This window comes from Chitinophaga pendula, from assembly GCF_020386615.1.
GTDB lineage: Bacteria > Bacteroidota > Bacteroidia > Chitinophagales > Chitinophagaceae > Chitinophaga > Chitinophaga pendula.
In genome coordinates this window covers 761,738-781,121 of sequence record NZ_CP077769.1, presented here as the reverse complement: position 1 = coordinate 781,121, position 19,384 = coordinate 761,738, and the positions used below count along the sequence as shown (strand labels likewise).

Annotated in this window: 19 protein-coding genes; 9 read left to right on the top strand and 10 right to left on the bottom strand. The window is 49.8% G+C overall.

Features of this window, described 5'->3' with window-relative positions; translation table 11 throughout:
• Positions 1-264 precede the first annotated feature (264 nt).
• From KTO58_RS03180 to KTO58_RS03170, 3 genes are all read left to right on the top strand, one after another.
• A complete protein-coding gene (locus KTO58_RS03180) occupies positions 265-1,716 on the top strand; it encodes a polysaccharide lyase 6 family protein (RefSeq protein ID WP_095840777.1) in 1,452 nt (483 codons plus the stop codon).
• A gap of 71 nt (positions 1,717-1,787) precedes the next feature.
• Positions 1,788-2,258: an OsmC family protein gene (locus KTO58_RS03175; protein WP_095840778.1), complete on the top strand. Its 471-nt coding sequence runs from the start codon at positions 1,788-1,790 to the stop codon at positions 2,256-2,258.
• 255 nt (positions 2,259-2,513) lie between these two features.
• Positions 2,514-3,083, top strand: coding sequence for a hypothetical protein (locus KTO58_RS03170; protein WP_095840779.1), 570 nt, complete (start codon positions 2,514-2,516; stop codon positions 3,081-3,083).
• A 38-nt stretch (positions 3,084-3,121) separates the two neighbouring features.
• Here KTO58_RS03170 and KTO58_RS03165 read toward each other — a convergent pair whose 3' ends face one another.
• Entirely contained in the window at positions 3,122-4,108 is a 987-nt protein-coding gene (locus KTO58_RS03165) for a helix-turn-helix domain-containing protein (RefSeq protein ID WP_095840780.1), read from the bottom strand.
• 119 nt (positions 4,109-4,227) lie between these two features.
• Entirely contained in the window at positions 4,228-5,220 is a 993-nt protein-coding gene (locus tag KTO58_RS03160; RefSeq protein ID WP_157753221.1) for a helix-turn-helix transcriptional regulator, read from the bottom strand.
• 193 nt (positions 5,221-5,413) lie between these two features.
• On the opposite strand from KTO58_RS03160, the gene KTO58_RS03155 reads away from it, so the two are divergent.
• Positions 5,414-6,391: a DUF6268 family outer membrane beta-barrel protein gene (locus KTO58_RS03155; RefSeq protein ID WP_157753222.1), complete on the top strand. Its 978-nt coding sequence runs from the start codon at positions 5,414-5,416 to the stop codon at positions 6,389-6,391.
• 73 nt (positions 6,392-6,464) lie between these two features.
• On the opposite strand, the gene KTO58_RS03150 is transcribed toward KTO58_RS03155, so the two are convergent.
• The 5 genes from KTO58_RS03150 to KTO58_RS03130 form a co-directional block, all read right to left on the bottom strand.
• Positions 6,465-7,394 (bottom strand): YihY/virulence factor BrkB family protein, encoded by a 930-nt coding sequence (locus KTO58_RS03150; protein ID WP_095840783.1) that lies wholly within the window; start codon positions 7,392-7,394, stop codon positions 6,465-6,467.
• Positions 7,395-7,423: 29 nt separating this feature from the next.
• Entirely contained in the window at positions 7,424-8,167 is a 744-nt protein-coding gene (locus tag KTO58_RS03145) for a metallophosphoesterase family protein (RefSeq protein WP_095841731.1), read from the bottom strand.
• A 2-nt stretch (positions 8,168-8,169) separates the two neighbouring features.
• Positions 8,170-8,856 carry a nucleotidyltransferase gene (locus KTO58_RS03140; protein ID WP_225860247.1) on the bottom strand — a complete coding sequence of 229 codons (687 nt, stop codon included), beginning with the start codon at positions 8,854-8,856 and terminating at the stop codon, positions 8,170-8,172.
• A gap of 63 nt (positions 8,857-8,919) precedes the next feature.
• Entirely contained in the window at positions 8,920-9,129 is a 210-nt protein-coding gene (locus KTO58_RS03135; protein ID WP_095840785.1) for a hypothetical protein, read from the bottom strand.
• 217 nt (positions 9,130-9,346) lie between these two features.
• Complete coding sequence (locus tag KTO58_RS03130; RefSeq protein ID WP_095840786.1) at positions 9,347-10,015, bottom strand: NAD(P)H-dependent oxidoreductase; 669 nt, start codon at positions 10,013-10,015, stop codon at positions 9,347-9,349.
• A gap of 109 nt (positions 10,016-10,124) precedes the next feature.
• Between KTO58_RS03130 and KTO58_RS03125 the strand changes: the two genes are divergently transcribed.
• The gene (locus KTO58_RS03125; RefSeq protein WP_095840787.1) at positions 10,125-10,553 is read left to right on the top strand and encodes a winged helix-turn-helix transcriptional regulator; all 429 of its coding nucleotides are present in this window, start codon (positions 10,125-10,127) and stop codon (positions 10,551-10,553) included.
• A gap of 65 nt (positions 10,554-10,618) precedes the next feature.
• Here the strand turns inward: KTO58_RS03125 and KTO58_RS03120 are convergent, their stop codons facing one another.
• Together KTO58_RS03120 and KTO58_RS03115 are read right to left on the bottom strand one after the other, a co-directional pair.
• A complete protein-coding gene (locus KTO58_RS03120) occupies positions 10,619-11,923 on the bottom strand; it encodes a serine hydrolase domain-containing protein (RefSeq protein ID WP_095840788.1) in 1,305 nt (434 codons plus the stop codon).
• A gap of 31 nt (positions 11,924-11,954) precedes the next feature.
• Positions 11,955-12,749 carry an SDR family NAD(P)-dependent oxidoreductase gene (locus KTO58_RS03115; RefSeq protein WP_225860032.1) on the bottom strand — a complete coding sequence of 265 codons (795 nt, stop codon included), beginning with the start codon at positions 12,747-12,749 and terminating at the stop codon, positions 11,955-11,957.
• 119 nt (positions 12,750-12,868) lie between these two features.
• Here KTO58_RS03115 and KTO58_RS03110 point away from each other — a divergent pair, with 119 nt between their 5' ends.
• The 3 genes from KTO58_RS03110 to KTO58_RS03100 all read left to right on the top strand — a co-directional run bounded on the left by KTO58_RS03110 (position 12,869) and on the right by KTO58_RS03100 (position 16,849).
• Complete coding sequence (locus KTO58_RS03110) at positions 12,869-13,774, top strand: LysR family transcriptional regulator (protein WP_225860031.1); 906 nt, start codon at positions 12,869-12,871, stop codon at positions 13,772-13,774.
• 72 nt (positions 13,775-13,846) lie between these two features.
• Complete coding sequence (locus KTO58_RS03105) at positions 13,847-15,184, top strand: alpha/beta fold hydrolase (protein WP_095840791.1); 1,338 nt, start codon at positions 13,847-13,849, stop codon at positions 15,182-15,184.
• Positions 15,185-15,418: 234 nt separating this feature from the next.
• Positions 15,419-16,849, top strand: a complete 1,431-nt coding sequence (locus tag KTO58_RS03100) for an alkaline phosphatase (protein WP_095840792.1) — start codon at positions 15,419-15,421, stop codon at positions 16,847-16,849.
• A gap of 46 nt (positions 16,850-16,895) precedes the next feature.
• On the opposite strand, the gene KTO58_RS03095 is transcribed toward KTO58_RS03100, so the two are convergent.
• Positions 16,896-18,677 carry a sensor histidine kinase gene (locus tag KTO58_RS03095; protein WP_095840793.1) on the bottom strand — a complete coding sequence of 594 codons (1,782 nt, stop codon included), beginning with the start codon at positions 18,675-18,677 and terminating at the stop codon, positions 16,896-16,898.
• A 175-nt stretch (positions 18,678-18,852) separates the two neighbouring features.
• On the opposite strand from KTO58_RS03095, the gene KTO58_RS03090 reads away from it, so the two are divergent.
• The gene (locus KTO58_RS03090) at positions 18,853-19,383 is read left to right on the top strand and encodes a DUF998 domain-containing protein (protein ID WP_095840794.1); all 531 of its coding nucleotides are present in this window, start codon (positions 18,853-18,855) and stop codon (positions 19,381-19,383) included.
• Position 19,384 lies beyond the last annotated feature (1 nt).

Genomic DNA, 19,384 nt, shown 5'->3' with positions numbered 1-19,384 from the left:
CGGGTATTAAAAAACAATATAAGTATTTGGTGAATATAGGTGTTGTATTGTATAACTCGTATTAAATTTAATATAGACGGCCGTATTTTTACCACAGCTACAAATAGCCGCATCTCTCCTGGCATCTCAGTATCCCAGCCAGCCAACCTGATAAGAAGCGAAAGTAACATTCGCCGTCAACAGATAGTTTCAGATTCTCAACTATTTTTCCTTTCTTGCATTGCAATCGTTTGCATTAATTCATTAAGTCCATATAATTTCCACATGAGATCGACCGCTGTCCCTTACACATCACACTTTTCTTGCCGCTGGCAACGTATTGCCAGCCTGATCCTGCTGATCATTTGCAGCCTGGCCACCACCACCACCGCCCGGCAAGCAGCGGCTATCGCCGTACACTCCCTGCCCGAACTGCAGGAAGCAGTGAATAAAGCCACGCCCGGCGCTATCATCATACTGGCCGATGGCAACTACACCGCTACCACTGATATCAACATCAACGCGCAAGGCACCGCCGCCCAACCTATCACTATCCGGGCTGCCACCAATGGCAAAGCCTTCATCACCGGCGAAGGTGGCTTCCACCTCACGGCACCGGCAAGCCATCTCGTCATACAGGGCTTTTTCTTCAAACATACATCCTCCCGCACCCGCACCGATGCAGGTACTTCCTTCTGCCGCTTTTTACAAAATACCTTCGAGACAACCGGTGATGGTGAAAACCTCCTGATCAATGGCAATGATCACCAGGTAGCTTACAACACCTTCCAGCATAAAGATGCAATGGGCCGTTTTATCGCCATCAGAGGCACCGGCTCCCAGATAGCAGAACGGCTATGGATACATCATAACTACTTCTTCGATCATAAACGCCAAAAAGCCAATGGCGCCGAATCACTGCAATTTGGCCTGAGTGGCTTCAGCCTGTCTACCAGCAACAGTGTAGTAGAGTATAACCTCTTCGAAGATTGTGATGGTGAAAATGAACTTATATCCATCAAAGCATCCGGTATCACCTTGCGATACAATACCATCCGCAACTGTCCGGCACATTTCACCTTACGCCATGGTAACCACAATACCGTATACGGCAACTACTTCTTCAACACACCCGGACTACGCATCTTCGGTGATGACCATACCATCCACAGTAACTACTTCGAACAGTGCTCTCCGGCGATCAACATCGGCAACGGTGGTGCAGAGGTAGCCGACGGCGCCCCGCTTACCAGCCACGACCGTCCCGACCGCGTGCTGATTGCCTTCAACACCCTGATCAATAACAAACAGAACATCGTGCAGCAACCGCGGAACAACGGCATCGGCGCTACGCAGATTACGATATCGCACAACATTATTTCCGGTGGCCCGGTGGCCGCTAAATTAGCAGGCCCCCTGACCGGTACCATCTGGGAGGATAATACACTTGTACAAGTAAACGATCCGGGAGATATGCCGGCCGGCGCCTACATCACCGGCACCCCAAAACTCATTGCCGATAAAAAAGGGATATGGCGCCTGCAAAAGTCCTATCCGGCCTTCATAAAAGATACTGCCATACTACTGCTTATCCCCTTCGACATGGACGGGCAGCCACGTAAAGCACCACTGGATGCAGGTGCCGACCAATTTTCCCAAGCAGCAGCTACCGCATGGCCGCTGACAAAAGAACAAACAGGGGCACAGGCGGTCCAGCCCCGTTCATCCACCCGCTAATACATAGTTCGCATAGTGATTCGTACCTTTCCTGTATAATTTTTCAGGAAACCACATTAAGCAACACCATTATGGCCAAACAACATCATTACGCACTCACTGCCGAATGGACAGGCAACACCGGCATCGGTACGACCAACTATCGCGCCTATGAACGCAGCTATACCATCAATAGCGACGGCAAACCGGAAATGCTGGGTTCCGCAGATCCCGCCTTCCGGGGCGATCCCTCCCGGTATAATCCGGAGGATATGCTGGTAGCGGCACTGTCTGCCTGTCACATGCTCTCCTACTTGTACTTGTGTACTGTCCACGGCATTGTTGTCACCGAGTATATCGACAAAGCTACCGGCATCATGGAAGAAACACCCGATGGCGGTGGACGTTTTAATTCCGTCACTTTGTACCCGGAAGTGACGATCACTAATCCTTCGCTGGCAGAAAAGGCGAACTCACTTCATCACGACGCCAACAAACTTTGTTATATCGCCAACTCCTGTAATTTCCCCATACACCACGAACCGGTGTGTCGAACAAAATAAGCAGGATAATTCCTTATAAGTGGCCTTGATAGCTCATTACAAGTAGTTATCAAGGCCATTTAATTTTCTGCACATCTGCAAGTTTTTTCTGCATAAATGCAAGTTCTTCGTCTTGTCCATTTCCCACCTTTGTCATGACAGCTGAGATTAAAGAGGCGGTAGGTAAAAGGGATGATGAGTGGCCATCAGTTATTTCTTTCCTAAAGTCTGGCGTAGCCGGTTTCAGCAATTTTTGTAAATGATAAATCAATTTTTATGGCAATTTCAAGAAATAACGCCCTCACACAAAACCTCAGTGGTTTGTTCGCAGGTGTTTTGGTTTTCAGACAACTTAAAGGAGGGAGAACTGTGATGGCAAGGGTTCCGCACCCGAGTTCCAAACCACCGACAAGCAGCCAAGTTGAGGCACGGGAAAGATTCCTGGAGGCCAGTTACTATGCAAAATCCGTGTTAAAAAACCCGGAACTCCGGGAAGGTTATCTTGTAAAAGCGAAGGATGGACAGTCGGCCATGAACCTTGCGCTCCGTGACTATATACAAGCGCCAGAGATCAGGCGTATTGATACTGCATCGTATACGGGACAACCCGGGCAGGTTATCGTGATCAAGGCTTTTGATGACTTCAAAGTTACGGGGGTGAGTGTATTCATCTATGGCCCGGGAAATGTGCTGATAGAGGCAGGTGCTGCTATACTTCCTGAAGACAGTCCCTATTGGCGGTACACGGTGCTGTTAGCCAATAACAATGTAGTTGGCGGAAAGATCGTGGTATATGCTAAAGACCTACCCGGTAATGTTACTACCAAGGAACAACTACTGCTTTAATCCTGTATTGCTGCTATAACCGCCCCTTTCAGGGGCGGTTATTCCATCTTTCTATAGTCCATTGGTTTGCAATTTTCCTGTGCCCTGAAAGCCCTTACAAATGTGGTGATATCCTGATATCCACACTCATACGCAATACTTGCCACACTATCATTAGTACTGCGTAATAATTCCTTCGCCTTTTCAATCCGCAGCTGCCGGATCATCAACTTGGCAGGCAAGCCATATACCCAACGCAATCCGGCTTCCAGCTTACGTGGATGCATATTCACCTTCTTTGCCAGTACCTGCATCGTTAAGGGCTCCAGCAAATTAGCTGCTGCCTCCCGGCGTGCCAGCTCCAGCCGGTAAATGTCCTCCACTGTAAATTGATAACGGCATGCTTTATCCTGCCGGGTTATGCTACTGTCTTCCAGGTATGCCAACAGCAGGTCTCTAACCCTGGCTTGCAGAAATACCATACGGGCGCCGGCAGCCAGCCTACATCGCTGTATCTTGTCAAGTATCTGCAGAATGTCCGTATGGATACTGCCGGCATATTCCTGCCGCGCACTACCGGAAGCATACAACACCCGCTGACAGACCATCCGTAGCCCATCATGCTGCAATGCCAATGGCTCCAGATAGTCCGCCGACAGATGTACATGAGATACCATATACTCACCTGGTTCCAGCAGGAGTATATGCGTACCGGGTGGCACATAGAACAGCTGCGAAGTACCAGCTGCCAGCATCACTTTACCATACCCCTGCAGCTCGCAGAACAAGCTGCCCCGCTGCATATAGTTCAGGATGATCTGTGGCGCCGTTACCTGCAAACACAAAGGCACCGCCTGCCGTATCCGGAACACCTGCCGGTACAACACAAACTCAGTATCTTTTATCTTCTGTCGGTAAAGTTGCCCGAAAGGTCCTTGCAGCCGGACCACAGGCAGATAAGGTAAAAGCGCAGGATCTTCAGGACTGGCAGGCAATACAGCCGTAACAACGCTGTCCTGCCATTGGGGAGGGAGCTTAAAGTACATGAATCAGGGTTTATTCGGTATATCAGATACTGCCGTACACGAACAGCATCTTCCCTACAACGTACTTCCCTCCTTACTATTACATCGCCCGCTCCTAATAAAAAGTTAAATGATCCAACTTATCTCATACTGGCAGGACTTACACCAAAATGTTTCTTAAACTCGTTACTGAAGTGATGCAAGGAAGCATACCCCATCTCATATGCGATCTCCGTAACAGACATCGACCGGTTGGCCAACAACGTACGCGCCCGCTCCATCCGGAATGCCTTCAGATATCCAAATACTGTATGATGAAAGACTTCCTTAAATCCAACCTTCAGCTTGAACTCATTCAAACCTACCTGCCGGCATAATTCCGTCAGCGACGGCGGATGCTGTATATCACTCAATAATATTTCCTTGGCCAACTGTACCTTCCTGATATCCGCAGGCGTCAGCTTCGAACACTTTTGTTTATGTCCATATACGGCTTCCAGCTGCTCACATTGAAGGGCCAGCAACTCCAATACCCTGGATTGCAGGAACAACTTTTTCAAGCCTTCCGGATACCGGCATTGCCGGATCTCGGTGATCAATGCCTGCATCTTGGGCGTAATAGGCATATGCTGCTGTAACCGGAATGTAAATGGCCGGCTGGCTGCAATGCTTTCTGCTATGCGATCCATCACAGGCCCCGTGTCGGATACCAACTGTAAAAAACGTTCCGGCAAAAAACTAAGCACGAACACATCCAGCTGCGATTGCCCACGGATCATCGTAGTAGCGGTAGCATAGGGATCAAAGACAAAATTATGTTGCTGCTCCCCCAAATGCTGCGGTCCCTCATAATCCTGCCGGATAGCCGTAATACCGCCCCGCTGCAGAAATACCATACCGGGCATCGCCGATGTCTGCTCACTGGTGATATAGATATCATGGTGCACCTCCGCCGTACAAAAACCGGCATGCATACCATCAAAATACAGCTGCTCAAAATAACTGTCCCAAAAGGTATAATGCTCATCCCGGCTTTCCCGGGTCACCTGCGGAGCCGATAGCTTATCCGGGTATAATCGCAACGCCGGTTGATGAAATACCTCCATCGTCTCATTGGTAATAGTAATACTCATAAATACGCTTTTCGCAAATCTTAAAATCCCTTTTTTGCAACATCGCCTCTTCCGGATTAAGCAATTTGCAGTGGTCATTAACAGGATAGGATCGTCAGGCCGCCTGCGTATTCCAGACAAATCATCATTCGCTTTCCCCCTTCTTCAGGGTGCCTTTTAACTTTTTTTTAACATGATAAATAAACTGCATCAAATGCCTGACAACGCACCAACGACATCTACTGCCATCATGCCGCGCACCCACCGCTGCCGCACTGTGCGGTACACTTTTACTGCGCTCGTTACTATCCTGGCCACCTCCCTGCTCTACCGTCCATCCGCTTCCGCGCAGCTGCGCCCGTCTGGTATGGGCTTCTCCGTAGATTACTCACCTGGCTCGCGCTACGTACGTCCGGAAGACAGCGTAAAGACAGGCTCCACCAGCGCCATGCAGCGGTTCAACTTCGAAGCCAATTTCCTGCTCTCCAATAAAATGGATACCGTCACCCACCGCTATCGTGCCTGGGCCATGACCGTAAGAGGCAGCTATTCCAAACTCACCAACAAAGATTTTGAAAAAAGAGTACTCCCGTCCGAGTTACTCAATGCAGATATAGGCGTACAACACCTTCGCTCCCTGCGTAATAACTGGTCATTGCTGGCCGTCGCATCCGTAGGCTTGTATACCGACCTCTCCGAGATCAACAGCAATGACCTCTTCATCAACGCTGGTGCTTTCTTTATCAAACAAAAAGGCAAATTCACCTATGGATTCGGCGCCGTCGCCACCAACGTAGTAGGCGTACCGTTGTTACTACCGGGTGTTTTATTCCAGTACCATACCCAGGGCAAATGGCAAGTTGATGTAGTACTGCCCGAAAATGTCAGCCTCACTTACAAAGCCTCCAAACAATCAGACCTGACCTTGTATTTCCGCCCTAAACAAGTACCGTACGATGTAGATACTAAACTGCATGATAAACGCCTGTTAAGTTATTGGGAATTGCCGATCGGCCTGGAACACACCTGGCGCATAGGTAAAAAAGTAGAGGTGAGATATAGCGGGGGATTAATGGCATTGAGGAGTTTTCAATATACCGACAAAAGCCTTTCACAGCTATTCAGTAATGCACCCGTACATAGACTTACGGCCAACTATTTCCTGAATGCAGGCATCCGCTGGAACTTCTAACCAGTCCTATATATACCACTAACACATCAACGCTCCGTTCTTTTGCCTGCAGGCAAAGGGACGGAGCTGTTTATCAGGCTGGTGAAGAAGCTGCAGCAGGCCCTTCTTCCTGTGTTTCATCTGTCAGCTGATAACGGAAAGCATGTGGTAATGGCGCAATAGGATGTCCGACCTGTATCGCCCATACATAGGTGAAAGCTGCGCCATAATAGAAGATCATAGAGGTATAGAATACAAACAATAATATCAATACCATAGAAGCAGAAGCACCATAGATGCTGTTGATACTGCTGTATACCAGCAACCAGTGCAATACCAGTTTCCCGATATTGAAGAGGATACTGGTCACGAAAGCGCCGGTAAGACTGATCTTCCAGCGAGGACGTCCGTCCGGCAGAAAATGAAACACCAGCGCGAACCAGGCTGTCACCGTCACGATGGAGATCGCATAGTTCAGCGTACTGTTGTAATAATGGGCAATGCCGGGTATAAAGGCCTGAATATATTTACCAAGGAATGCCTGCACAGCCTGCGCCGTCAGGTCTATCAGGAAGATCGCACCGGTGAACAGGATCACCAGCACACCGCGTAAGCGGGATAACAGGATCTGCCCTACCGTGATACCGGGCTCCTTACGTATCTTCCATACCTGGTTCAGCGAACTTTTGATCACCTTGAACAAGGTGGTGGCCACAAACAACAGGAACAGGAAACCGCCGATCGCGATCAGCCAGTTCTGTGCAATACCACGAAAAGCACGGGAAGTTTTGAGGATCTCTTCTGTAGGCTCTTTACCGATGATACCGCTTAGTTCGGCAAACAAATGACGTCCCAGGTGCCGCCCGTTAAAAAGCAGGCGTAACAACTGCAATATGATGATCAATATAGCGGGTAATGCGAAGGTGGTAAAAAATGCAGTGGCACCTGCCAGCCGCAGGGGGTCATTGCTACTCAATTCTTTGAATGCATCCTTGAAGGTGGTCGCCAATGCTCGCAATCGCATGCTCTCTTTTCGTCAAAAATAAGTTGATTTCACAGCTCCAGCAAAAAGAACCCTGCTGCAGGATGAGCAGTGTCCAATACATGCCTGGCCACATTATATACCGGTACGATATCGCTCAGCATCCCTTTGGCAGTGCCGGCATGCGCATGACCATGGAACGCGGCCACTACCTTCCGGCGTACCAGCGGCTCCGCCAGCCGGGAGGACCCCAGGAAGGGATAGATCTGCTCCGGCTCCCCTTTTACCGTCTCCAACATAGGAGAATAATGCATCAGCGCTACCTTTTTGATATCCGCATGCTCCTGGTCCAGCCGCGCCAAAGCACGGTCCAGGTGCAACGCCTCATCCACCGCCTCCTGCACAAATGCTTTCATCGCCGTCTCGCCAAACATCGACAGCATATGCCCGTCAAATCCTCCGCCAAATCCCTTCACACCGGCAAAACCGACCCCATGCAGGATCACCGCCTCTCCATCCAGCACATGCACATGATGCTGCTCCTGCACGATCTGACGGATCAACTTCTGCCGCCCTTTCTCATAATCATGATTGCCCAGCACACATACCACGGGTATCGTACAAGACTTCATCTCGGCCTGCAATATCTCCGCTTCCGATTCGTCACCGGTATCTGTAAGATCTCCGCATATCAGCAACACATCCGCTTGCTGGGATACCGTTCTGAAAAACTCCACCCACCGGTTCTTGTCCGTGGCACTTACATGAATATCCGCTATCGCTGCTATCCTTACAGGTTTCGTTGTCGACTCCATGATCATACTGTTTTAATAGTACATGACTTATAATCCCATTCCCTGATATCCACGGCATACTGCGTCTGGTCGATGACCGGCCCCCTGCACACCCTCTCCAACGGGCGAGGCAGCTCATACTGCTCCTGTGCCCTCCGCATCAGATCGTCAAATAACCAGCGGGGAATAATATCGGCATAGTCCGCCGGATACACAAACTGGAAGATCAACAACTGCGAAAGCAATAAATGCCAGTGCTGGTCCAGGCGGAACAGGACACGCTGCCAATCCAGTCCCTGCCAACGCAACATAACATGGTTCACATCCGCTCCGTCAAACCGCTCCCGGTTCTGCACATACACCTTACACCATATCAACTCCTCCGGTGCGATCAGTTTGACAGGTACTCCCTCGAACGTAGCCGGCACCGCATACTGATACCACGTGTCATCAACCCGGCAAATGTTGTTGACCGTATCGAAAATGATATCGATATAGTACGCCCCTTTAAACACTTTCGCCAGCCAGCGCACATCCGTCAGCTCTGTCCGGTATCCTTTGGCGGCAAAGTATTTCAGGATCTTGGGATACTCCGTGTATTTACAGAAGATATCCAGGTCTTTGGTATCCCGGAAGATACCGGTGTAGTGAAACAAGGCGAACGCGCCTCCCAACATAAAATCAGCACCACTTTCCGTAAGGCATTCCAGCGCCTCCCGGTAAAAGGCATGTGCCTGTCGCTGTTCCGGCGTCAGGCACCAGGGCCTTGCGGTTCAATTGGAATCCTGCCGCTGACCACTGCCAATAATCCCGGTGGATTCATTGGTAGCATCCGGCAGCTCCTCTTTCGTCAATCCTTGCTGACCCGTTTCCGGTGTCTCTTTTTCAGGAGGAGGGGTTTGTTGCTTCTCTTTTTCCTGTTCCGCAGGAGTAGATGGAGCAGGCTGGTCGCTTTGGATATGTTTATCTGGCTGATGGCTCATAAAAAATGGTTAAAAGGTGAATAAAATATGTTCCTGTCGTTCCCGCAGTTGTGGAACTTTCTCATCGCTATTTCCATCCTTGCTGCTATTTCCCCGCTTATCTATCCCTTCTTTTGCTGCTGCTATTATATACCAGAAAAACCATGCCTGCCGGGAAATAAAAAAGCAGACTGCCTGTCAGCACAGTCTGCTTTGCCCGCCAAAACAGGATATGGAATTAGTACATGCCTACCTGGATAGCGGTCTCCGTAGTGATCTGCTGTAAACGCGATGTCCAGTTATCCAGCTCCCGCCGGCGCTCTTCTTCCGTTAACCTGGCAGGTCCGTATACCAGCTGAGGCTGCAACACTTCAAAGCCGGTGAATTCAAGAATACCCCGGTGAATAGGTCTCAATATACCTTGCATATCTCCATTCAACCCTGTCGACTCATAGTCCGCAACGCCTCCACCGGTTGTAAGAGACAATAACGCTTTTTTACCTCTGAAGAGTCCATGCTCATATACATGGCCATCACCATAAGCGCGGCCCATGGCAAATACCCGGTCTACCCATCCCTTCAGGATAGCAGGCAGTCCAAACCACCATAGCGGAAATTGCCAGATCATCAGATCGCACCACTCCACTTTCTGTATCTCTGCTTCAAGACCAGGAGAAAAAGTCCGCGTCGATGTAGCATAGGTTTCTTCCAGCTGTAACTTCAGGAACTGCGCATCTTTGGCACTCTTAAAATTGGAACGGTCAGACACCGCATAGAATGCCTGTTGGTTGAGGTCAGATACTTTCACTTCATGTCCGGCAGCCTCTACTGCCTGTACCGCTGTACGATACATCGCTGCATTAAAACTCTGTGGCTCCGGGTGTGCTAATACAATTAAAACTTTCATGATTAACTATCGGTTGATATTTCGTATTATTTTAAAAGCAAAATTAGGCGCGTCCTTACTAACTTTGAGATAGTACGCGAATTGTGTGTCACGAACAAATTTGTAAGTAATGCCAGGTAGAAAAGAAAACTCATCTAACAATATCAACCGTAAAGTAACAGGAGACCGTTGCGGAATGGTCTATGCATTGAATATCCTCAGTGGCCGCTGGAAACTATTGATATTGTTCAAACTGGAAGACAATGCCCACCACGTTATGCGCTTCCGGGACCTCAAACAGGCCATCCCTCAGATATCAGAACGTATGCTCACTTTGCAGCTGAAAGAATTGGAAAGAGATCAGCTGATCCGTCGTAAAGTATATGCAGAAGTACCTCCCCGTGTAGAATATGAACTCAGTGAATATGCTAAGTTACTGGCCCCTATCTGGAAACAGCTCAACACTTGGGGAGATATACATCGCAACGGCACCGATAACACTGCCAACACAGACACAGATACAGACACAATTAACACTCTACCTACCACAACAAAATAAGGACACACAAAAAAAAAGAGGGACACCTGCACAGGCATCCCCCTTCGTTGTTATGTAATAAACCCTTAATCCTGTAAAGCCTGGTAGGTACCCACTTTAAAGGCTTCGCCTATACGCCAGTAAGGAGAAAGATATTCCTGCGTAAATATTAATCCGATCAACTGTTCTTTGGGGTCTGCCCAATAGTGCGTATTAAATGCACCTCCCCAGCTGAAAGTACCTATGCTGTACGGCTGGAGATAATCGTTTTTGGCAGTCTCCAGTTCGAAGCCCAGGCCAAATTGAAAATCCGGTGCCTGTGCAGGAAAAGGAGAGGCATGCACTCCTTCGGGCAACTGGTTGGTCAGCATCAGCGCTATCGTCTTGCGGCTCACCAGGCGTTTGCCTTTGTAGCTACCTTTGTTAAGTATGAGGCTGAGGAACCGCGCGTAGTCTCCGGTTGTGGAGCTCAGCCCGGCGCCACCGGACAGATAGGTTCCGTTTAAATTCGGGAACTGCGGATCTACGCCTTCATATATCGGGTGATCGGTCCTGACCAGCTGCGCACCTTTACTTTCGTAGAGGGTCACCAGGCGCGCTTGTTTTTCTGCAGGAATGTGCAGATAGGTATCCTGCATCTCCAGCGGCGTGAATATCCGTTTGTGGAAGAACTCTTCCAGTGACAGACCACTCCATATCTCCACCAGGTAACCTAATATATCGGTGTTATATCCGTACGTAAAAGCAGTGCCGGGATCATGTTGTAATGGCTGTTTGGCCATCAATTCCACACTTTCTTTCAGCGTGCCTTTGGTGGTACCGATCCCGCTGGGCACACCGGCCTTCATATAGATCGCCCACATCCGGTGGTCGCTGAACACGGCCGGGTAGGCAATACCGGAAGTATGCCGCAGCAGGTCGCGTACCGTGATCTCCCGCGCTGCCGTACGGGTCGTATAAGTAGTATCGTGGCTGTCATAACTGTTCAGCACCTGCGCATCTTTGAAAGCAGGTATCCATTTGGAGATAGGATCGTCCAGCAGGAAATGCCCCTCCTCCCACAGCATCATAGCTGCCAGGCTGGTGATCGCCTTACTTTGTGACGCGATACGGAATATGCTGTTGGTCTGCATCGGGCGCTGTGCAGCTATATCTGCATAGCCGAATGCTTTATTATAGATGATCTCTCCATTGCGGATGATCAAAGCGCTGGCACCGGGAATATGTTGCTGCCGGATATGCTCCGTTATCAAACGGTCCAGCTGCTGCAGGCGCTCTTTATTGACACCTTGCGTGACCTGCCCGTATAAGCTCGCACTGCTGAATAGCAGTATACTCCATACCTTGAATAAGGTCCATGCTGTTGTATGTATAATTGTACTGTGTTTCATTGTCCATAGTATTTTAGGGGTATCATGGGGTTTAGATAATGGATTTTACGACGCCACCGTCAACTCTTAATGCGGCACCATTGGTAGCTGATGAGCGGGGGCTGGCTATATAGGTAACAAGATTAGCTACCTCTTCTACTGTTGCCAGGCGCTGTAGTAAAGAGGTCGGACGTAACTTTTTAAAAAAGTCTTCTTCCACCTGTTCTTTAGTAGTATGTTCAGATACAGCCATCTGTTTCATAAACTCATCGACCCCTTCAGAGCTGGTAGGGCCAGGTAATATCGTATTGACCGTCACACCGGTGCGCTTGGTCAGTTCCGCCAGCCCGCGGCTGATGGCCAGCTGCGCCGTTTTAGTGGTACCGTATTGTATCATCTCTTCCGGTATATTGATCGCCGACTCACTGGAGATAAAGATGATACGCCCCCAGTTCTTCGCCAACATCTTCGGCAGGTAATGGCGGGACAACCGTATGCCGCTCAGCACATTCACTTCGAAAAAGTGCAGCCAGTCCGCGTCCGTAATCTCCGTAAATGGTTTAGGTTCGAAAATACCAGCATTATTGACCAGGATGTCTACTTCCGGCAACTCCGCCAATAACGCATCCACCGTCGCTACATCCGCAAAATCGGCGGCGATACCGCTTACCTGTGCACCCGGCACCTGCTCCTTCAACCGTTGTACAGCTGCCGCCAGCTTCTCCCGGCTCCGGCCGTTAATAATCACCTTTGCACCTTCCTCCAGCAGTTGTTTGGCAATACCAAAACCTATCCCCTGCGTAGCTCCACTTATAAATGCTGTTTTTCCTGTTAATTGTAAATCCATCTTTTTTAAATTTTCAATCTGTAATAATGTTGCTTCACACTACAAAGCTGGCACTTCTTGACGTATAAATAAAATAATGTAATTTATTAGTCAGTATAAATTTATTTATACATTTGCGTATGGTAAATTTCGAATGGTACCGCACCTTCAAGGCGATCTATCAGACGGGGACGCTGACCGGAGCGGCACAGGAGTTATCTATTTCCCAGCCCAATGTAAGTCAGCATCTGTCTGCATTGGAGCACTATACGGGGCAGCAGTTATTTGAACGTAAGCCGCGGAAAATGGTACCGACGGATTATGGTAAGTTATTTTACACCCAGATCATCGAGGCGGTGGAGAAGCTGGAAACGGTGGAAACGGACTTCCGGGAGGCCTGTCTTTACGACTGTATGCCGATCACCCGCATTGGAGCGCCGAGGGAATTTTTTGAGGCCATTATGGCGCCGCATATCAGCCAGGTGCCGGCTCATTTCATCTTTGAGTTTGGGATCACCCGGGACCTGATGCAGAAGTTGAACAAGGGAGAGTTGGATTTTGTGATCGCCACCCATTGTACGGAGCGGAATGTGGTGTATGAGCCGGTGTTGAAGGAACGTTTCCACCTGGTAGGCAGCACACAACTGGACGCTACCTCGCTGGCGAAGGCGCTGGCCGAAGATAACCTAGTGCAGGCAGAGCAGTGGCTGACAGCGCAGGACTGGTTTGCCTATAGCGGCGACCTGATGATCATACGCCGCTTCTGGCTCAACAACTTCCGCAAGCGCCCACCGGTGCGGCCCCGTTATATCATCCCCGACTTCACCTCTATCCTTACAGCACTCATCCACGGCAAAGGCGTTACCATCGCGTCCGACTACCTGGTATGCGATCTGATCAACAGAGGACTGCTGCAAAAGCTGTGGGCTACGCCTACGGATACACACAATACTATCTACCTGGCTTATGACAAGGCCCATGTGACCAGCAAACAGATCACGACTATGCAAACATTGTTCAAGGGATTGCAATTACCATTGGAATAAAGCTGCCATTACCATTGGAATAAAAATGTCGCCCTATAGCTGTATCTTTAGTGAAATCCCGATCGTTTCGCTATGAAGACATTAACCCTGCTATGTCTATTTTGTGTACTGAGTTGTAGCGCCGCGTTGGCCAGGCAAAGTAACAACGACACATTACTGACCAAACAATTCCTGACCCTGCAACAGAGAGGGCAATTTGCCGAAGCGCTGCAGTTAATGGACGCCGGAGTTACCAGCCGGCTGAATGAAAGTGGATTACGGTCTATCTGGACTGACCAGATCCAGTTTGCCAACGGCAGTTATCGCCGTTCCTGGACCAGCGAGATCATTCCGCAGCAGAGCTACACTACCATCATCGAAACCTGCGTATTTGATCGTCATACCATCCGCATCCGTTTTATCTTCTCGCCGGCACATAAGATATTATCCTACACGCTGGCCGAAGATATGCCGCCTATATCGCCGGCCAGTACCAGCCCCCTCTCCGACCGGCCTTCCTCTTTCTATACAGCTATCAACGTGTCCATCCCAACGGACGGTATCCTGCTGAATGGCCGGCTGACACTTCCCAACCAGCCGGGTAAGTATCCTGCGGCAATATTGCTGGGGGGCTCCGGTCCCACCGATATGGATGGCACATACGGTCCTAACAAGATATACCGCGACCTGGCCGATGGGCTGAGTGAGCAGGGTATCGCTGTGCTTCGTTATGATAAACGTACAGTGGCCAATGCAGCCTCGATGCAGGCTGATTATACCGTAGCTGACGAAGTGACCAACGATGCCATTGCTGCCCTGCGTTACCTTTGCACGCTGCCAGGTGTCGATACCAGCAACATCTTCTATGTAGGCCATAGCCTGGGAGGGATGCTGGCGCCGCGCATAGCTGCCGGCCAACCGAATGTGAGCGGCATTGCATTGCTGGAAGCCAATGTGCGCGACCTTGGCGTGACGGTACTGGAACAGCTGGACTACCTACATAGCAGAAAGACCATGTCCAACGACGTATATGACAAGATGCGCAGGCAATGGCAACGCGTCGCCTCCGATACTTTGTCTGCCGCTGCCAGCATAGACTCCCTGCCTGATCATGTAAGAGCCGGTTACTGGCTGGACCTTAAACAATACGATCCCGGCCTGGTAGCTGCCAGCCTGGGTATTCCGATCTTCATCGCACAAGGTGGCCGTGATTACCAGGTTACTACAAAAGAATTCGATCTCTGGAAAATCAAACTGGCAGATGTACCTGGCGTCACTTTCAAATTCTATCCTACCCTCAACCACCAGATGATCTCGCTGAACACTGACAGGCCCAGCGTACCGCTGGAATACTCGCTGCCCGGACAGGTAGATACACAGCTGATCACCGACCTCGCTGCCTGGATACGGGCGAACGTACGCCGACGTTGAAGCGCTGTACCATATTACCATATACGTAAAGAGCTGCCCGGTGGGTAGCTCTTTACTTTTTTCCCCTATTGTCAACCTGACACGCTTAATAGAAAAGAGGACAGATGCAAGTAGCAGATATGATCAAATCGTTATATTTTTGAAACAAAGTTGCATATCTATTTTCTGCTTTTTACTTTTATGCGGTGCACGGGGGGACTTTCCGTTGCCGATAAATTACAATCGCATTCAATTATGAGCAGAAGAGATTTTTTCAGGAACAGTTCTTTAGCGCTGCTAGGGATGACATTGCCGGCGGTACGTAGCCGGGCAGGGCAACGGATTATAACAGCGGACCAGCTGCTGGCTGGTAAGAAAGCCCGCAATATTATTTTCATGGTAAGCGACGGGATGAGTACCGGCACCCTTAATATGGCCAGCCTGCTGATGCAGCGCCGTGAAGGACGTAAGAGCCGTTGGATGCAATTGTATGAAGAAGGACAGGCGGTAAGGGCTTTGATGGATACGGCATCTGCCAGCTCGCTGGTAACAGATTCTTCGGCAGCCAGTTCTGCCTGGGGTGGCGGCGTACGTGTACCTAATGGCGCAATCAATGTGGCAAAGGATGGTACGCATTACAAGCCGATATTGCAGAAGTTCAAAGCGGCTGGTAAAGCAGTCGGTTGTGTGACGACGGTGCCTATCACACACGCCACCCCTGCCGGCTTTTGTATCAGCAACAGCAGCCGCGGAGACCAGTCGGAGATAGCGATGCAATACCTGCCGCTAAAGTTTGATATTATGCTGGGTGGCGGTACAGAATTTTTCAGTGCAGACAAACGTAAAGATAAGGTAGACCTGTTCGCCCGTTACCAGTCTGAAGGCTATACCGTGCTACGGGAACGCGATCAGCTGATGCAATTAAAGGCCCAGCCAGGTACGCCGGTATTAGGTGTCTTTTATGAGAACGGCCTGCCTTATTCGCTGGATCAGCTGCAGGACAGCCAGCTGCAAAAGCAGGTACCTACCCTCGCAGAGATGACCCGCCAGGCCATCGCTCACCTGCAACAGCATAAAAATGGCTTTGTAATGCAGGTAGAAGGTGGTAAAGTGGACTGGGGTGCTCATTCGAACGATGCCGGTGCGTTGCTGTATGACCAGATCGCTTTTGATGATGCTATTAAGGTAGCGATTGACTTCGCAGTAGCCGACAAAGAAACGCTGGTGATCATGACTACGGATCATGGTAATGCAAACCCGGGCCTGTTCTACAGCGATCAGGCCAATGCACATTTTGACCAAGTAGGTAAGTTCAAACATACCAATGAGTGGATACTGAGCGGGGTGACCAAAGATTATACACCGGCGAAACTGATCGAGCGTGTGGAGGTGGCTCAGGGTATTGTGATCACGACAGAAGAAGCCCGTACCTTGCTGAGTCACTATGAAACGTTGGATGAGACAGGGCTGTACAATCCCCGTAAGTTACCTTACCGCCAGCTGGCAGCGATACAATCGGCGTATACCTCTATCGGCTGGGGATCTATGGATCATTCCGGCGACTATGTAGAACTGGCAATGTATGGTCCCGGTAGCGAGCTGTTAAAACCATTCGTTAAAAACACAGACCTGCACTACCTGATGCTGGAAGCTGCCGGTATGAAATCGACACGTATCGCAGGATAAGTACATGGGATAAGTATCCCGCAGTAAAATATTAGTAATATATCGATCAGCAATTTTTCGCCAGCCCTTTAACCGGCAGGATGATATGAAAGCTGGTTCCTTCGCCAGGTGCAGACCTGGCGAAGATCTTTCCGTTATGGTTCTCTACGATCTTTTTGCATAACGCCAATCCTATACCCGTTCCTTCGTAGGTTTCCCGGTGATGCAGGCGGTGAAATATCTCAAATATCTCCGTGGCATATTGCTGATCAAAGCCAATACCGTTGTCCTTCACTTCCAGTTCACAATATTCACACTGCGGATCGAGGTCCGGGTATATAATCTTTTCTTCTACAGCAAGATAACGGGAAGATATCTGTATCTGTGGCGGCCGGTCTTGCTGCGAAAATTTGAGTGCGTTACCGATAAGGTTAAAGAACAACTGGTTGATCTGTACCGGCACGGCCTGTATGCTGCAAAGCGACGTTACATCAAAAGAAGCAGCCTTACTGTTGATATCCAGCTCGAAGTCGCTGCGGATATTATCTATGACATGATTGAGGTCTACGGTTACATAGGACCTGTCATTGTTGTTCAGGCGGGAGAATTCCAGTAGTCCCCTGATGAGCGTGGTCATTCGTTTGGCGGCGAAGGATATTTTTTCCAGCAGTTGTTGTCCGGCGTTGTCCAGGTGTAGCTGGTGTTTGTTGAGCAGGATATCGGAGAAGAAGTGGATCTTCCTCAGCGGTTCCTGCAGGTCGTGACTGGCTACATATACAAACTGCTGGAGGTTATCGTTGGCATGCAACAGGTGGTTATTGGCTTCTTTTAGTTCGACGGTCCTGTTTTCAATTTCCTGTTCCAACTGTTGTGCTGTCATACGCTGGAGCGTTACATCTTTAGCTACTCCGCTCAACAGGTAGGGTTGGCCCTGGTCGTCCAGCAGTACTTTACCTTGTACATAGATGGTACGTTCCTGCCTGCTTTCGCGGTTGATGACCCGGTATTCCACCTCATAGATCCCATTCTCTGCGATCGCTTTCATGATGGCAGCCTTTACTCTCTGCCGATCTTCGCGATGTATGCTATCGAGTATGGTATCCATGGATGCATTATTAGCCGGCAGTCCGAACCATTTGCGGATGAGAGCGGAGTAAGTAGAGTGCATTGTGTGCAGGTTCATATTCCAGGAACCCATTTCAGCTACTTTCAGGGCTTCTTCCAGTTCGTCGCGGGTTTTCAGTTCCTGCGCTATTCTGATTTCTTTTTGCTGATTGGAGACAATGGCGGCCTGAACCAGTTGGGCAGCCAGTGTGATGAGGTGTGTATCTCCGGTGTCGGGCGTACGTTTTTTATTGAAATAGATGGCCAGTACCCCCTGTAGTCTGCCTTCGATGGTGATCAGTGGCGCTGACCAGCAGGCTTGGAGTTGGAATTGCAAGGCCCTGTCTCTCCATATGCCGGTCCATAGGGCGTCGGTGGCGATATCGGCAGCGATGCTCACAGTCTGCGTGGTGGCTGCGCATCCAAAGCAGCAAGTGGAAGCATCTACTGGTAATGCCGGCATATCCTGGTGATAACCTTCCGGAAGGTCTGCCGATGCGAGTACTTCCAGGTGTTGCGTAACCGGGTCGTTATTGTAAATGGAAATGGCACAATCAGCGGCGAGAAAACTCCTCGTCCATTGAGCGATAGCCGCGGTGATATCGGGCAACGGTTGTTGCTGCGCTATTTGCGTGGTAATCAATTGCTGCCCCAGCAACAGTTGATTAAAGCGATCGTTCCATATTTTGTGGGCATCTGCTAGGGCTTCAGCGATAGTGATAGGTATCTCCTCCTGCTTCTCCATGTTCTTCGGTTTAATGATGGGTCTCCGGCTCTCTCTTACTTTGATGTCTGTAGGCACGCATATGGTCAATGTGCTGGCTGTGGTTTGCAGCCGCTTTCTGTCCGGTCTCAGTAAGAAACACCGGAAAATCGTGCCATATTACCGCTCCGGGCGCCTGTATTTATAAACGCAGGGAATGGATATATTTGTTATGATGATCATCGTACCTGCTATCCTGGCCATTTTGGGCCTTGTTACAGGCATTGTTTATTTCGGTGCCCGCCAGCGGGGTTATTATCCTTTGCGCCACACGATCAGTGAATTAGGAGCGCAAGGGGTGCCCGATGCTAGCAGGATCAATTACGGATTGTTTCTGCCGGCAGGATTGTTATTAGGCGTGGTGGCCATTCTGAGCAGCGGGCATCCCTTGCAGCAGGGAATTGCCGGCGGTTTGGGGTTCGGCTATACTGTCAGTGCGTTGTGGCCCTGTGATGCCGGCGCCCCGTTATGGGGCAGTTGGCGGCAACAGTTACATACCCTGGGAGGAACAGCGGGATATGCCTGGGCAATAGGCGTCCTGTTTTACTATGGTACCTTTCCTTTACTTTATTCCTTTATACTGTTTTGTATGTTATTGACAGCAATCCCGCAGTTTATGCTACGAGGGCTGGCACAACGTATAGCCGAGGGGCTGTTGTTTGCCTGTATGCTGCGGGAGCTAATGTAGG

Excerpts from the sequence above, each read along its gene's own strand:
- KTO58_RS03180 (WP_095840777.1), top strand. The coding sequence starts at position 265 with ATGAGATCGACCGCTGTCCCTTACACATCACACTTTTCTTGCCGCTGG.
- KTO58_RS03175 (WP_095840778.1), top strand. The coding sequence starts at position 1,788 with ATGGCCAAACAACATCATTACGCACTCACTGCCGAATGGACAGGCAAC.
- KTO58_RS03170 (WP_095840779.1), top strand. The coding sequence starts at position 2,514 with ATGGCAATTTCAAGAAATAACGCCCTCACACAAAACCTCAGTGGTTTG.
- KTO58_RS03165 (WP_095840780.1), bottom strand. The coding sequence starts at position 4,108 with ATGTACTTTAAGCTCCCTCCCCAATGGCAGGACAGCGTTGTTACGGCT.
- KTO58_RS03160 (WP_157753221.1), bottom strand. The coding sequence starts at position 5,220 with ATGAGTATTACTATTACCAATGAGACGATGGAGGTATTTCATCAACCG.
- KTO58_RS03155 (WP_157753222.1), top strand. The coding sequence starts at position 5,414 with ATGCCTGACAACGCACCAACGACATCTACTGCCATCATGCCGCGCACC.
- KTO58_RS03150 (WP_095840783.1), bottom strand. The coding sequence starts at position 7,394 with ATGCGATTGCGAGCATTGGCGACCACCTTCAAGGATGCATTCAAAGAA.
- KTO58_RS03145 (WP_095841731.1), bottom strand. The coding sequence starts at position 8,167 with ATGGAGTCGACAACGAAACCTGTAAGGATAGCAGCGATAGCGGATATT.
- KTO58_RS03135 (WP_095840785.1), bottom strand. The coding sequence starts at position 9,129 with ATGAGCCATCAGCCAGATAAACATATCCAAAGCGACCAGCCTGCTCCA.
- KTO58_RS03130 (WP_095840786.1), bottom strand. The coding sequence starts at position 10,015 with ATGAAAGTTTTAATTGTATTAGCACACCCGGAGCCACAGAGTTTTAAT.
- KTO58_RS03125 (WP_095840787.1), top strand. The coding sequence starts at position 10,125 with ATGCCAGGTAGAAAAGAAAACTCATCTAACAATATCAACCGTAAAGTA.
- KTO58_RS03120 (WP_095840788.1), bottom strand. The coding sequence starts at position 11,923 with ATGAAACACAGTACAATTATACATACAACAGCATGGACCTTATTCAAG.
- KTO58_RS03115 (WP_225860032.1), bottom strand. The coding sequence starts at position 12,749 with ATGGATTTACAATTAACAGGAAAAACAGCATTTATAAGTGGAGCTACG.
- KTO58_RS03110 (WP_225860031.1), top strand. The coding sequence starts at position 12,869 with ATGGTAAATTTCGAATGGTACCGCACCTTCAAGGCGATCTATCAGACG.
- KTO58_RS03105 (WP_095840791.1), top strand. The coding sequence starts at position 13,847 with ATGAAGACATTAACCCTGCTATGTCTATTTTGTGTACTGAGTTGTAGC.
- KTO58_RS03100 (WP_095840792.1), top strand. The coding sequence starts at position 15,419 with ATGAGCAGAAGAGATTTTTTCAGGAACAGTTCTTTAGCGCTGCTAGGG.
- KTO58_RS03095 (WP_095840793.1), bottom strand. The coding sequence starts at position 18,677 with ATGGAGAAGCAGGAGGAGATACCTATCACTATCGCTGAAGCCCTAGCA.
- KTO58_RS03090 (WP_095840794.1), top strand. The coding sequence starts at position 18,853 with ATGGATATATTTGTTATGATGATCATCGTACCTGCTATCCTGGCCATT.